The organism is Pseudomonas nabeulensis, from assembly GCF_004682045.1.
Lineage (GTDB): Bacteria > Pseudomonadota > Gammaproteobacteria > Pseudomonadales > Pseudomonadaceae > Aquipseudomonas > Aquipseudomonas nabeulensis.
Genome location: NZ_QUZT01000030.1, coordinates 35695 through 47919, shown reverse-complemented (window position 1 = coordinate 47919; position 12225 = coordinate 35695). Strand labels below are relative to the sequence as shown.

General features: G+C 59.9%; 14 protein-coding genes and 1 pseudogene. 13 read left to right on the top strand and 2 right to left on the bottom strand.

Going from position 1 to position 12225, the window contains the following annotated elements:
- The first annotated feature begins 40 nt into the window (after positions 1–40).
- From DYL61_RS16825 to DYL61_RS16815, 3 genes are all read left to right on the top strand, one after another.
- The gene (locus DYL61_RS16825; protein WP_135309259.1) at positions 41–868 is read left to right on the top strand and encodes a DUF932 domain-containing protein; all 828 of its coding nucleotides are present in this window, start codon (positions 41–43) and stop codon (positions 866–868) included.
- Positions 869–1027: 159 nt separating this feature from the next.
- Positions 1028–1426, top strand: a complete 399-nt coding sequence (locus DYL61_RS16820; RefSeq protein ID WP_135309258.1) for a hypothetical protein — start codon at positions 1028–1030, stop codon at positions 1424–1426.
- A 108-nt stretch (positions 1427–1534) separates the two neighbouring features.
- On the top strand, positions 1535–1876 hold the full coding sequence (locus tag DYL61_RS16815; protein ID WP_135309257.1) for a hypothetical protein: 342 nt from the start codon (positions 1535–1537) through the stop codon (positions 1874–1876).
- Between the two features lie 129 nt (positions 1877–2005).
- On the opposite strand, the gene DYL61_RS31310 is transcribed toward DYL61_RS16815, so the two are convergent.
- Together DYL61_RS31310 and DYL61_RS31305 are read right to left on the bottom strand one after the other, a co-directional pair.
- Entirely contained in the window at positions 2006–2164 is a 159-nt protein-coding gene (locus DYL61_RS31310) for a hypothetical protein (RefSeq protein WP_153326605.1), read from the bottom strand.
- Between the two features lie 461 nt (positions 2165–2625).
- Complete coding sequence (locus DYL61_RS31305) at positions 2626–2793, bottom strand: hypothetical protein (protein ID WP_153326603.1); 168 nt, start codon at positions 2791–2793, stop codon at positions 2626–2628.
- Between the two features lie 484 nt (positions 2794–3277).
- Between DYL61_RS31305 and DYL61_RS16810 the strand changes: the two genes are divergently transcribed.
- The 10 genes and pseudogenes from DYL61_RS16810 (at position 3278) to DYL61_RS16765 (ending at position 12222) form a co-directional block, all read left to right on the top strand.
- Entirely contained in the window at positions 3278–3742 is a 465-nt protein-coding gene (locus DYL61_RS16810) for a hypothetical protein (protein ID WP_135309256.1), read from the top strand.
- Between the two features lie 126 nt (positions 3743–3868).
- A complete protein-coding gene (locus tag DYL61_RS16805) occupies positions 3869–5452 on the top strand; it encodes a sensor domain-containing diguanylate cyclase (protein WP_135309255.1) in 1584 nt (527 codons plus the stop codon).
- Positions 5453–5576: 124 nt separating this feature from the next.
- Positions 5577–5672, top strand: a pseudogene (locus DYL61_RS31615) (ParA family protein); the annotation flags it as partial.
- A gap of 532 nt (positions 5673–6204) precedes the next feature.
- Positions 6205–6777 (top strand): PFGI-1 class ICE element type IV pilus protein PilL2, encoded by a 573-nt coding sequence (pilL2, locus tag DYL61_RS16795; RefSeq protein WP_135309254.1) that lies wholly within the window; start codon positions 6205–6207, stop codon positions 6775–6777.
- The gene (locus tag DYL61_RS16790; RefSeq protein ID WP_135309253.1) at positions 6774–7424 is read left to right on the top strand and encodes a hypothetical protein; all 651 of its coding nucleotides are present in this window, start codon (positions 6774–6776) and stop codon (positions 7422–7424) included. Before pilL2 ends, DYL61_RS16790 begins: the two co-directional genes overlap by 4 nt.
- A 15-nt stretch (positions 7425–7439) precedes the next feature.
- Complete coding sequence (locus DYL61_RS16785) at positions 7440–8156, top strand: TIGR03759 family integrating conjugative element protein (protein WP_135309252.1); 717 nt, start codon at positions 7440–7442, stop codon at positions 8154–8156.
- The gene (locus tag DYL61_RS16780) at positions 8138–8746 is read left to right on the top strand and encodes a transglycosylase SLT domain-containing protein (protein WP_135309251.1); all 609 of its coding nucleotides are present in this window, start codon (positions 8138–8140) and stop codon (positions 8744–8746) included. The genes DYL61_RS16785 and DYL61_RS16780 overlap by 19 nt, the downstream gene beginning before the upstream one ends.
- Complete coding sequence (locus DYL61_RS16775; protein ID WP_135309250.1) at positions 8743–9285, top strand: integrating conjugative element protein; 543 nt, start codon at positions 8743–8745, stop codon at positions 9283–9285. The genes DYL61_RS16780 and DYL61_RS16775 overlap by 4 nt, the downstream gene beginning before the upstream one ends.
- A gap of 4 nt (positions 9286–9289) precedes the next feature.
- Complete coding sequence (gene traD / locus DYL61_RS16770; protein ID WP_135309249.1) at positions 9290–11476, top strand: type IV conjugative transfer system coupling protein TraD; 2187 nt, start codon at positions 9290–9292, stop codon at positions 11474–11476.
- Positions 11473–12222, top strand: a complete 750-nt coding sequence (locus DYL61_RS16765; protein ID WP_135309248.1) for a TIGR03747 family integrating conjugative element membrane protein — start codon at positions 11473–11475, stop codon at positions 12220–12222. Before traD ends, DYL61_RS16765 begins: the two co-directional genes overlap by 4 nt.
- Positions 12223–12225 lie beyond the last annotated feature (3 nt).

The following is a 12225-nucleotide window of genomic DNA, read 5'->3' as shown; positions in this document are numbered from 1 at the left end:
TAGGCCGCGCTAGCTGCTGCATTCATCCAGGAGAACTGTCATGTCTCTTGCAAGCCGTTTCTCACATCGTTCCCCCGTGCTGCGCGCGGATCGTCCGCTGTCGGACGACCAGATCCGCGCCGTCGCGCCCTCCATCTTCGCCGATGCTCCGCATGGTAGCCGGTCTGAGCGGTATGCTTACATACCAACCGCGACCGTACTCACCAAGTTGCGTGACGAAGGTTTCGAGCCTTTCATGGTGTGCCAGACCCGCGTCCGCAACGAGGATCGGCGCGAGTACACCAAACACCTCATTCGCCTGCGTCATGCGAGCCAGATCAATGGCTCGGAAGCGAACGAGATCATCCTTCTCAACAGTCACGACGGCACGAGCAGTTACCAGATGCTCGCTGGCTTGTTCCGTTTTGTCTGCCACAACGGCTTGGTCTGCGGAGATACCACCGCCGACATCCGCGTACCCCATAAGGGTGATGTGACAGGGCAGGTGATCGAAGGTGCCTACGCAGTCCTGCAAGGCTTTGAACGGGTCCAGGAGTCGCGCGAAGCGATGCGCGCTATCACCCTCGACGAAGGTGAGGCCGAGGTTTTCGCCCGCTCCGCTCTGGCGCTAAAATACGACGATCCCGACAAGCCCACGCCTGTCACGGAAAGCCAGATCCTGCTCCCTCGACGCTTCGATGACCGGCGCCCAGACCTGTGGGCGACCTTCAATCGCGTGCAGGAGAACATGATCAAGGGCGGCCTTCCTAGCCGCACGGCCAATGGCCGCCGCCAGCGTACCCGTGAGGTGCAAGGCATTGATCAGAACGTCCGTCTCAACCGATCGTTGTGGATGTTAGCCGAAGGCCTACGCCAACTGAAGGCCTGAGTGCCCATGGACCACGCCCCTTGTGGGCGCGGTCCGCTTCTTCTTCATCTAACGGATGCCGTCCGAACCATGGGCGCTGCATCCTGCGGTTTTCTTCATCCACCCACCGGGGCTCGTCCCCGCCGGGGAGGACTCCGGATACTTCTCAGGAGGCCTCTTATGGGCTGGCTTTTCTCATCCCGATCCCGTTCGGAACTAATCCACGACCTGATTCAACCCGAAGACCACGCGCGTGCAAGCGTATGCGTTGTTGCGCACACCCTGCGCGGCAATGTGCTCTGGTCCGTCGTCGAAGTCACAGCAAAAGCCGAGGGCGTCCACAAGGATCTTGCCCCAGGTCAGTCCACCCGCTACATCCGCTGCGATCTGTTGCAGCGAAGTGGCGGCCAGTGGGGGTACAAGGGCATGGACGAATCCGTGCATCCGTTCTACTACACCTGCCCACTGCGCTATCTGGAGATGGCCAAGGAAATCTCGCCCGAGTGGCGCGAGAAAGTCCGTGCCTATCATGCGCAGCGCCGCTCGTCCGCAGAAGCAGCAGCAACGCTGGTGGCCTGATACGCAGGCTCTGTTGGTTTTTCGTCGCCGCATCCGTGGCTATCTCACACACCCGTCGGGTCGACCCGATGGGGAGGCTCCCGGAAAATTCAATTGAGGAGCTTCTTCATGAGTCAGCACTACTTCGAGACGTCCCACAAGGGATTTCCCATCACCGTCATTCTCGGCTGGGACAGGCCGATGCAACACTTCTTTCTGGTCATCAAGAAGCCGGTCGAGCTGATGGGAGACCCCAAGTACTTTCATGACGACGAGGTCTTGTACAGCAACCTGTACGACGCCAATGCTTTCGGCCATGACCTGGAGTACTTCGATGAAGTGCTTCGTCATTTTCGGATCGTCGTACCGGCCAGCATGATCGCCCAAGTTCTACGCGATTCACTAAGGAATATCGGTAACCGTGTCGTCAAGCATGAGGCCGATGGTTCGTTCGCTGAACTGACAGCCTGACGTCACCTGCGACACAGCCGGTGCATTCGCTCCGGGCACTGCGCATTTTCATCCCTCACGGGGATTCACTGCCCCTGCGGGCGGTGCGCCCCTCACTTCATTGAGGACTTGATCATCATGCTTCCACGCCTATTCAAGCGGCGCGAACTGCCATTTGTCGGCCGCCGCCAGTGCGGCCACGGCGTTGGGCTTCGCGCTGTCGACCCGGCTTTCGCAGCGCCAGATGACATTGATGCCCGCGCATTGCACCTGCTCGGCAAGCTGCTCGGCCCAACGTCGCTTAGGCACCAAGTAGGATGATTGAAAGTACGAGCACACCGTTTGATCACCATAATCGGCGATGATGCGTTACAGCTCCTTGACGATCAGCGCTGGAGCCTTGATGTCCTCCAGGGGTATCGCTCTTCGCAGAACGCGAAGCCGCGGCCACAACCACGAGAGGTTTCAATGCTTGGCTGGTAGCGTGCATCGCCTTCGACCAGGCGATGATTCAGCCGGCGCTCGCCATTGCCCATGGAAAACCAGCAGCCTGGGCAAGAGCGCCTCGCCTCCCCCCTGAACAATCAGATCCGCGTGCGGCAGCAATCCCTGCAGCCAAGCCTTGTCCGGACCTGTAACCAGCGCCCACCGACCATAATCCGTGCACCCGGGTCGGCATGCTTGACTCCTTCACAGAAAAGACGCGACCACTCCAGAGCATAGAAACTCGGGATCGACAGCAACACCTGGGTATCGGCACTGATCCGTCCCTACTGGCGCAGGCGCAGCACCAGCGGCGAGGGGTGTTCATGCTCGCCATGTACCATCATGGTATCCAGGCCATTGACCTCACACAGCGTGGCCAGGCCCAAGGCACCGTAGTTCAAGTACAGTTGCCGACGCGCCAGCGGATGATCACATTTGCTCGGCTGCAGCAAGCATGCAGAAACGAACAGTACCGAGCGTTGGCGGCCCTGCCTGCAATCAGCCGCGCACCGTCAGCGCCACCGAAAATGGTTGGGTTCATGCTTGGTTACCGTGTCATTCACAGGTGTCATTGAGCGCGCAGTCGTTGGCAACTTCGACTACAAGAGTTTGCCGGTTTGGCCCTGACTGCTCGTCCTCGCGAATGCACTCCTTGCCTTGCACAACGTAACCGTCGGAGACTGCTCGGACGTGCTATCTGCAAGCATGGCGCCCTGCACCATGCACCTTTTCATAGCGTCTCTCCCCGATAGCCATATTAGGGCCTAAGCCCCTGATTTCTGGCCTATTCAGGTGGATGCGGGAAGGTGGTGTCAAAAAACCATGCGTTTAATCCAAGCCGAAAAAAGGACTGATTCCGACAGGCTGGCGTGTGCTGCTAGCGAGGAAAAAACCGGTAAACTAGCCGTCTCTCACGCGTCCAAGGCCTGCCTGTCGATGATCCGCCTGCCCAAACTGCTGCCCCTGCTCCTGCTCGGTGCTCTCGCCGCTTGCGACAAGAGACCGACTCGTGAAGAGCAGATCCTTGCCAACCTGCCACTGCAGGAGGCCTATGAGCACAACATAGGGCGCATGGCCGCGTTGCTCGCCATGACCCATCCGCAGGTGGCGCAAGAGCAGATCAAGGTCGTGCTGCGCAAATACCTGACCGTCGAAGACCAACGCAACGACCTGTTCAAGCTGTACAGCGAAAAGAACTTCAGCGATGCCGAGTTCAACACCGTCGTCCAGGCCACCCAGGATCCAGCCAAGGGTAAGGCACTAGGGGAAACTGCCGAGGGCAAGCAGCTGAGCGAGAAGCTCACCGGGCTGATGCGCGAAAGTGCCCGGGATGAAAAGGTCCAAGCGCTGGCGCAGGAGCGCATGCAGCAAGTGGAAAATGAATTGAACCAGAGCCAGTGACTTCGGAGCTTTCTGAAAGCCGCTGCTCACGCACCCCATCAGTTTTTCTTGTTTCATCGCCCACATAGCTGCGATGGCGCAGAGCGAGTAAGGTTATCCTCGCTCGGCCTGTCAGTGAGGTCAGGATTGCCACACGCCAAAAAAGGACTGCGCCTGGATCTGCGCACACTCATCCTAGTGCTCTCGGGGCTTACCGCCATGCTCATGTTGCTGACCAGTTACTTCGCCAGCTACCGGGTACAGCGCCAGCTGTTGATCGACCACTCACTGGAGTCCAACCGGGTGTATGCCGCCAAGCTTGCGGCGATTACCGATACCTTCCTGGGCAATGGTCTACAACAGCTAAGCTTCAGCGCCGCGGTTCAAGCGTTGCAACTGAACCACAAGGCAGCGCTGCAGGAAGAAACCGAACGCTTGCTGCGCCAAAGCCGCGCCTTCAACTCAACGTTCGTCATAGACGCACAAGGCATGCTGCGAGCGGTTTCGCCCGCCTCACTGCGCCACTTGCTCGGCTCCACGGTTCATTCTCCAGGCTCGCAAGAGGCATTGCGTGAACGCCGGGCGCTGGTATCCACACCATTCCTGTCATCAGCCAATAATCTGGTGGTGGCGCTGTCGCAGCCGATGTTCGACAGCCAGGGCAATTACCTGGGCTATGTCAGCGGCAGCCTGTACCTGCGCGAGCACAACATCCTCAATAGCTTGCTCGGCCGGCACTATTACCAGGACGGCTCCTACCTGTATGTCGTCGACCGCAACCGGCGCCTGCTCTATCACCCTGATGCGCAGCGGGTGGGCACGGTAGTCAGCGGCAATGAACTGATTGATCAGCTCGCCACCCTCAAGGACGGTACCCGTCAGCTGACCAACAGCGTCGGCGTGCAGATGCTGGCCGGTTTTGCCACAGTGCCCAGCACTGGTTGGGGGGTGGTGGCGCAACAGCCTTTGACGCAAACCATAGCGCCGCTGCGCCAGCTGATCCTCAATGTGATCTTTATCTCTGTCCCGCTGGCGCTGGTCGGCAGCCTTTTGCTGTGGTGGCTGGCGCTGACCATCACCCTCCCGCTCTGGCAATTGGCCGCCGGGGCGCGTGCACTGGACCGCGCCGAAACCGCAGAGCGGCTGCACCGGGTCAAGGCTTGGTACTTCGAAGCTGCCGAGCTCAAGCGCGCCTTATTGTTTGGCCTCAATCTGCTGCAAGAACGCATCGGCCGGCTCAACCGCGACGTCCAGACCGACGCGCTGACCGGGCTGGGCAACCGCCGCAGTCTAGAGTTCAGCTTGTCGCTGCTGGAGGCTGAGGGGCGTGGCTTCTCGGTCATCGTGATGGATGTCGACCACTTCAAAAGGATCAACGATGGTTTTGGTCACGATGTTGGCGACCAGGTGCTGCGCCGGTTGGCCGAGCTGATGCGCCGCTGCTGCCGCGAAGGTGATGTGCTGTGTCGCACAGGCGGTGAAGAGTTTCTTATATTGCTGCCCGGCGCGCCGCTGGAAATCGCTAGTACCGTCGCCCAGCGGCTGCGAATCTGCGTACAAGACACCGCTATTGCACCAGTTGGCGGGGTGACCGTTTCGCTGGGTGTTGCGCAGTGGCAGGCCAGTGGCGATGAGCAGCCTGCAACTACCCTAAGCAAGGCCGATCAGGCGCTTTACGCTGCCAAGCGTGCTGGGCGCAATCAGGTGAGCGTAAGCCAAGCTGGCGACTGACCACACCGCAGCACAATGTAACAAGGCTTGCCTTATTACTGTCATGCTTCCCTCATAGGATTGTCCCTGATCTGACATTCTCAGCGCACCGTCCGAGCAGCACATTTCAGGGATGAACTGCACCATGCGTCGTGTCATACTCGATCAGAAAGATGGCGTCGGCAAGTCCAGCATCGCCTGCAACCTGGCAGCGGCCCCTCTTGCAGCAGGGCGGCTCACTTGAATCGTTTTAGATAGTACATCGTGAGTTGAGTATTCGCATCTTTACCGAATCGAATCGCATTTAGACGCATATCACGCTGCCATCCGAGCGCTAACGCACTCAGCAGCAATACTCGTTACACCTACTGATCTTTCCTAGTCAGCCTTGCGCCGCTTCTTACTTCTATACGCGGGTACATCACTGCCATTGGGAGTGGTGCTCCCAGTCTTTTTAACCAGCACCATGACCCTGCCACTAGTCGCCGCCAGAGTTCCCGCCACACGCCGGCCTTGTGCCGCCAGCTCTATCGTTTCTTTTCATCTGCAGCCATGTCCGTATTCCCGTGGGCATGGCTGCACTTCTTTCATCTCAAGGAGGGGGTGTCTTGTTTATAGATACCCACCATCGGATGTCTTAATCACCGTTGCATACCTTATCGCGATTTTTCAAATAGGCTTAACAATACGGCGCGCTCGTAGTTCGTATTCTTTACTGACCGCGTCTCCCCGCCCGGCGATGGTATCGGCTCATTGCAACAGAGAGCCGATCCATGCCAACCATCTCCCCATTGCAGCGTCTGATCGGTTGCGCCCTGCAGGTTGCCACTGCGACCGTGACGGGCTGCGCAACTATCGCGGAGCCTGTCGAGCCTTCCGACACCGAGGAGGTCTTCCGCGTCCCTGAGCTTGATACCCCCGAGCTCATTCCGGTGGTTCGCTACGGTCGCTACAGCCTTGTGGAGCTAACGCCCACCCCGGCGCAGCGCGACCTGCTGCTGCAAATCGTCGATGTCTCGATGCCCGAAGACGCTCGCGCTTCGGTTGGCGACGGACTGCGGCACGTCCTCAAGCGCAGCGGTTACCAACTTTGCGAGACACCACATACCGTCATTGAGCTGTACTCGTTGCCGCTGCCGGCTGCACATCTGCAACTTGGCCCGATGACCCTGCGCGATGCACTGCTCACGCTTGCCGGCCCCGCCTGGGATCTGCATGTCGATGACCGAGCGCGTCAGGTGTGCTTCGTGCGGGTAGGAGAAGATGATGTCGAGAAGGTTCCAGACAGTGGATCTCCTTCAAACGACACGGCTCAGTCCTTTCCGATTATGGAGGGGCAACCATGACCGTGGCGCAAAGCACTTCACGTTCGACCGCCACCCTGGTCATGCAGGTCTTGCTGTGGAGCTGGCTGATCGGCCTGAGCGTCATGGTGGGCCTGGGTTATCGCCTGATGACCGATCTGGTCGACCAGGAACGCGTCGACACTGGCCTGCGGCAACTGCAAGTACTCCAGACGCGGGTCACCGAGCTAGCGGACAGTTTGCAGGCTCTGGAGGCTCGGCCGGTACCGGCGACGGAAGCTGCGCTGCAAAGTGCCCGTCAGACGTTGGAAATGCGTATCGGGCAAATCGAGCAGGCGCTGGAAGCGCGTGCTACGACGGATGATCTGCAGGCGCTTCGCTCTGAGCTCGACCAGTTCAAGGCGAGCCAGACTGCCGCCCGCACCGCTCTGCCACCCAATAATCGCGCACCCAAGCCCGCCGCCTCCAAGCCGCATGAGACGCCGTTTCCCTATCGCGTAGTGGGCGTCGAACTGCGTGCTGGGCATCGCAGCGTATCCATCGCACCGGCCGTGGGCGAACTCACCGCTACCGAGGTGCAGGTGGTGCTTCCGGGCGATGTCGTCGGCCAGTGGCGCCTGCAGGCTATCGACGGCAAGACCGCCGTGTTCAAGGCCGGCGATCAGACTCGCCGCCTTGCGATTCCCTGACGCGGAGGCCATGTGATGAAACACCATCCCATCCTGATCATGTCGCTGCTGGCGACGTTGCATTTGCCAGCGTCGGCACAGCAAACCTCTAACGCCCAGCCCTCGCGCAACACACTGAGCCAAATCGAACACAACCGCGACGGGGAGTTGGCGAAGGCATGGGGCCTTCGAGACGAAGAGTTCACCCGCTACCGTGCACTGATGGACGGGCCGCTCGGCATCTACTCGCCCAATCTGGATCCTCTATCTGCGCTGGGTGTCGAGGCCCGCTCTGATGAGGAGCGGCGGCGCTATGCAGAATTGCAAGTGCAGGCCGAGGCACGCCGTGTCGAGAAATTGCTGGCATACCAGCGCGCTTACGACGAGGCCTGGCAGCGTCTGCATCCCGATATGCAGCGCGTGAATCTACCTGATGCCGCGCCGAGCACTGCGGCCGTGGGTGGCAGTGGCCGCACTGCGGTCTTCGTGAGGGACGGCTGCGTATCTTGTGGCCAGCTCGTACAGCGCCTGCAGACCTCGGGAGCCGAGTTCGATGTGTATATGGTCGGCAGCCGCCAGGAGGATTCACGCATCCGCGACTGGGCCCGGCGTGCGCAGATCGACCCGGCACGGGTGCGCAGCGGCAGCATCACACTCAATCATGATGGTGGGCGCTGGCTGTCGCTGGGGCTGCCCGGCGACCTGCCAGCAGCGGTTCGCGAGGTGAACGGTCAATGGCAGCGTTTGCCTTGATTTCGGTACCCGCCGTGCGGGCATTGCGAGCGCTAGTTCTCGCGGCCGGGGGGCTGCTCGCTGGCATTGCTCATGCCCAAGAGACTCCACCGCCAGCCTATCAACTCGCCGCGCAGCGTGCCGGCATTCCCTCGACGGTGCTCTACGCCGTGGCCTTGCAGGAAAGCGGCGTCCGGCGCAGCGGGCGCATCGTCCCGTGGCCTTGGTCACTGAACGTAGCCGGTGCCTCACAGCGATTCTCTACACGTTCCGAAGCCTGCGAAGGCCTGAAACAGGCGCTGCGCCATACACCTGCCACACGCATCGACGCAGGCTTGGGGCAGATCAATCTCGGCTACCAGGAACACCGCTTCACCAGCCCCTGCGACCTGCTCGATCCATACCGCAACCTCGCCATCGCCGCCGCCATCCTTCGCGAACAACACACCCCCGGCGAGGACTGGCTACTGGCGGTCGGCCGGTATCACCGCCCCGCAGGTGGCGAGCCCGCCGCGCGCTACCGACGCAGCGTTTCCCAGCACCTGAACCGTGTGCTGGGCCAATCCCCATCCAGTGCGGCACTTACCGCACGCAAGGAGACTGTACGATGATCACATTCCGCCTGGCCCTGCGCGGCCTGTCCATCCTGCTAGTGACCGCACCGCTGTGCCCATTGCAGGCCGCAGAGCCATTGATCGTGGTGGAAGATCGCGGAGGGACTTCGGCGCTGCCGTACTATGAGGCGCTCGATCTACAGCCGCGTAATAGCACCGCTACGCAGCCTGCCATCGTCATTCCCAATGCACGGACGACACCTGCGGACGAGGCGGACATGATGCCCGTGCGCAGCGCAAAGCTTACGCCAGGCGTCGTGGCGCGGCGGGTCATCGAAGCGCCGGGCTTGCAGCCGTTCTTCCTGGTAGGAGACGACGACATTTCGCGCACCTGGCTAAGCCGTCACGCAACATCATTGCGTGAACGCGGTGCCGCCGGGCTAGTGGTCAATGTCGAGACCACGCAGGGGCTGGTGCGTCTGCGCAATCTGGCTCCCGGTGTGCCGTTGTCGGCAGTGGCCGCCGACGACCTCGCCGAGCGTCTGGGGCTGCGCCACTACCCAGTGCTGATCACGTCTACCGGCATCGAGCAATGACACCATGGCGCGCAACCAGCCCGTGGAAGTCCTGCTCCGCCCAGCAGTGGAGCTATACACCGTCGCAGCGTGTGCTGGTGCCGCTTTTTTGTGTATCGCGGCACCGTGGTCGCTTGCACTAAGCCCAGCAATGGGCGCAGGCAGCGCGCTTGCATTCTCCACCTTCGGGGTCATTCGCCTGCGCGACGCTAGGGTGATCTTACGCTATCGCCGCAATATCCGGCGCTTGCCCCGTTACTTGATGACAAGTCGCGACGTTCCGGTCAGCCAGCAACGTCTGTTCATCGGCAAGGGCTTTCTCTGGGAACAGAAGCACACGCATCGGCTGATGCAGACGTATCGCCCCGAATTCCGGCGCTATGTCGAGCCGACGCCGGCGTACCGCTTGGCACGCCGCCTGGAGGAGCGGCTGGAGTTTGCACCGTTCCCCCTCTCGTACTTGCCTCGCCTCACCAGTTGGGACGTTCCGTTCAATCCGATTCGGCCGCTTCCGCCCGTTGGTGGGCTGCCGCGCCTGCATGGTATCGAACCTGAGGAAGTGGACGTCAGCCTGCCACTGAGCGAGCGAGTGGGACACTCGCTGATCCTGGGAACCACACGCGTGGGTAAAACTCGCCTGGCAGAGTTGTTCATCACGCAAGACATCCGCCGCAAGAACCATCTTGGCGAGCATGAAGTGGTCATCGTTTTTGACCCTAAAGGCGACGCGGACTTGCTCAAAAGGATGTACGTCGAAGCCAAGCGTGCCGGTCGTGAAGACGAGTTCTATATTTTTCACTTGGGTTGGCCGGAGATTTCCGCACGCTACAACGCTGTAGGGCGGTTCGGACGCATCTCTGAAGTCGCTACACGCATCGCAGGGCAGCTCTCGGGCGAGGGAAATTCAGCGGCATTTCGCGAGTTCGCGTGGCGCTTCGTCAACATCATCGCGCGGGCATTGGTAGAGCTGGGGCAGCGCCCGGACTACATGCTGATCCAGCGTCATGTGATCAACATCGACGCTTTGTTTCTGGAATATGCCCAGCACTACTTCGCAAAGCATGAGCCGAAGGCATGGGAAATCATTGTCCAGCTCGAAGCAAAGCTGAACGACAAGAATATCCCCAGGAACATGATCGGGCGCGAGAAGCGCGTGATCGCGCTTGAGCAATATCTCTCGCAGGCGCGCAACTACGATCCAGTACTAGACGGGCTGCGTAGTGCCGTGCGCTACGACAAAACGTATTTCGACAAGATCGTCGCCAGCCTGCTGCCACTGCTGGAAAAGCTCACCAGCGGCAAGGTCGCGCAGTTGTTGGCGCCGAACTATTCGGATCTGAACGACCCCCGGCCCATTTTCGACTGGATGCAAATCGTCCGCAAAAGGGCCGTCGTCTACATAGGCCTGGATGCTCTATCCGATGCAGAAGTTGCAGCGGCGGTCGGTAACTCCATGTTTAGCGACATGGTGTCGGTTGCAGGGCACATCTATAAGCATGGCATCGACGATGGCCTACCAGGTGCATCCGCTAACACCAAGGTACCGATCAACGTTCATGCGGACGAGTTCAACGAGCTGATGGGTAGCGAGTTCATCCCAATGATCAACAAAGGCGGGGGCGCAGGGATTCAGGTCAGCGCCTACACTCAGACCCTCAGCGACATCGAAGCGCGTATCGGTAACAGGGCGAAAGCCGGCCAAGTGATCGGTAATTTTAATAATTTGATCATGCTCCGGGTAAGGGAAACCGCCACCGCTGAGCTGCTCACGAAGCAACTGCCCAAAGTGGAGGTTTACACCACAACCATCGTCAGCGGTGCGACTGACAGCTCGGATATCCGCGGTTCGACTGACTTCACTTCGAACACCCAGGATCGTATCAGCATGTCGAGCGTGCCGATGATTGAACCATCGCACATCGTGGCCTTACCGAAAGGCCAAGCCTTTGCCCTGATGCAAGGCGGGCAGTTGTGGAAAGTGCGCATGCCATTACCGGCCCCTGATCCAGACGAAGTGATGCCAGCGGATCTGCAACAGTTGGCAAGCTACATGCGCCAGAGTTACACCGAAAGTGCGCACTGGTGGGAAAACCTGGGCTCACCTGTACTGCAGGATGACCCATTGCCCGATGATCTACTCGACGAGACACCCACCGCAACTGCCACCACGACGATCAATGAAGAAATCCAGAACAACGAGGCCGCACCATGAGCGATGCTGCCTCGGCCGCCCAGCGACAGCAGAACCAACGTCAGGGCTTGATTGCCAGCACCATCACATTGCCATTTCGGATCGTCGGAGTACTGATTGGCTCACTGCTGATTTCGATTGTCGTGGAGTGCGTCGGTATGCATTTGTTTTGGAAAGATCAGGGCTGGCGCCATTCGCAATCCATGCTGCAGTACGAGTTGAGCCATCTGTCGAATCACTTCACTCGCAGCGTGATTGTTCAAGAGCCAGGGCGCACAGCGCATCAATTGGTGGACACTGGCTACGAATGGGTCTTCGTCAGGACGGGGTTGCTCGATCGCATGACCCGCAACGCGGAACACGCCCGTGCGGCAAGCCAGGGCGAGATACGAAACTTCCGGTACTTCATCAGCCAAGTCTATGTCTGGTCTGAGAACTACCTGATTGCCGCTGCGTTCACGACGCTCACGTTCCTGGTGCGGCTGCTTGTACTGGTGCTGTCCCTGCCCATGATCCTCACCGCTGCATTCGTCGGCCTGATCGATGGTTTGGTTCGGCGCGATGTGCGCCGGTTCGGGGCGGGGCGTGAATCAGGGTTCATCTACCACCGCGCAAAAGCCTCTTTACTGCCGTTAGCAGTGTTGCCATGGATCGTCTACTTGGCAATGCCCATTTCCTTACACCCGCTTTGGATCCTGCTGCCCAGCGCTGCCTTACTGGGGCTTGCGGTGAATCTCACGGCCGGCAGTTTCAAAAAATACCTTTAGGCG

Coding starts and splice junctions, on each gene's coding strand:
- DYL61_RS16825 (WP_135309259.1), top strand. CDS start 41: ATGTCTCTTGCAAGCCGTTTCTCACATCGTTCCCCCGTGCTGCGCGCG.
- DYL61_RS16820 (WP_135309258.1), top strand. CDS start 1,028: ATGGGCTGGCTTTTCTCATCCCGATCCCGTTCGGAACTAATCCACGAC.
- DYL61_RS16815 (WP_135309257.1), top strand. CDS start 1,535: ATGAGTCAGCACTACTTCGAGACGTCCCACAAGGGATTTCCCATCACC.
- DYL61_RS16810 (WP_135309256.1), top strand. CDS start 3,278: ATGATCCGCCTGCCCAAACTGCTGCCCCTGCTCCTGCTCGGTGCTCTC.
- pilL2 (WP_135309254.1), top strand. CDS start 6,205: ATGCCAACCATCTCCCCATTGCAGCGTCTGATCGGTTGCGCCCTGCAG.
- DYL61_RS16790 (WP_135309253.1), top strand. CDS start 6,774: ATGACCGTGGCGCAAAGCACTTCACGTTCGACCGCCACCCTGGTCATG.
- DYL61_RS16785 (WP_135309252.1), top strand. CDS start 7,440: ATGAAACACCATCCCATCCTGATCATGTCGCTGCTGGCGACGTTGCAT.
- DYL61_RS16780 (WP_135309251.1), top strand. CDS start 8,138: ATGGCAGCGTTTGCCTTGATTTCGGTACCCGCCGTGCGGGCATTGCGA.
- DYL61_RS16775 (WP_135309250.1), top strand. CDS start 8,743: ATGATCACATTCCGCCTGGCCCTGCGCGGCCTGTCCATCCTGCTAGTG.
- traD (WP_135309249.1), top strand. CDS start 9,290: ATGGCGCGCAACCAGCCCGTGGAAGTCCTGCTCCGCCCAGCAGTGGAG.
- DYL61_RS16765 (WP_135309248.1), top strand. CDS start 11,473: ATGAGCGATGCTGCCTCGGCCGCCCAGCGACAGCAGAACCAACGTCAG.